Annotated in this window: 1 rRNA gene; it reads left to right on the top strand. The window is 51.1% G+C overall.

What is annotated here, in order from left to right:
* Positions 1-58 precede the first annotated feature (58 nt).
* Positions 59-630 (top strand): 16S ribosomal RNA (locus GFJ36_RS28485); the annotation flags it as partial.

Genomic DNA, 630 nt, shown 5'->3' with positions numbered 1-630 from the left:
AACGAAACAAACAACGTGAAACGTCAATTTTTATTTTTAGATGCTAGACAAACTAACTTTATTGGAGAGTTTGATCCTGGCTCAGGATGAACGCTGGCGGCGTGCCTAATACATGCAAGTCGAGCGAATGGATTGAGAGCTTGCTCTCAAGAAGTTAGCGGCGGACGGGTGAGTAACACGTGGGTAACCTGCCCATAAGACTGGGATAACTCCGGGAAACCGGGGCTAATACCGGATAATATTTTGAACTGCATGGTTCGAAATTGAAAGGCGGCTTCGGCTGTCACTTATGGATGGACCCGCGTCGCATTAGCTAGTTGGTGAGGTAACGGCTCACCAAGGCAACGATGCGTAGCCGACCTGAGAGGGTGATCGGCCACACTGGGACTGAGACACGGCCCAGACTCCTACGGGAGGCAGCAGTAGGGAATCTTCCGCAATGGACGAAAGTCTGACGGAGCAACGCCGCGTGAGTGATGAAGGCTTTCGGGTCGTAAAACTCTGTTGTTAGGGAAGAACAAGTGCTAGTTGAATAAGCTGGCACCTTGACGGTACCTAACCAGAAAGCCACGGCTAACTACGTGCCAGCAGCCGCGGTAATACGTAGGTGGCAAGCGTTATCCGGAATTA

Source organism: Bacillus sp. EE-W1 (assembly GCF_009760835.1).
GTDB classification, from domain to species: domain Bacteria; phylum Bacillota; class Bacilli; order Bacillales; family Bacillaceae_G; genus Bacillus_A; species Bacillus_A wiedmannii.
Note: the sequence above shows the minus strand (reverse complement) of the source record. Positions and strands in the feature narration are given on the sequence as shown.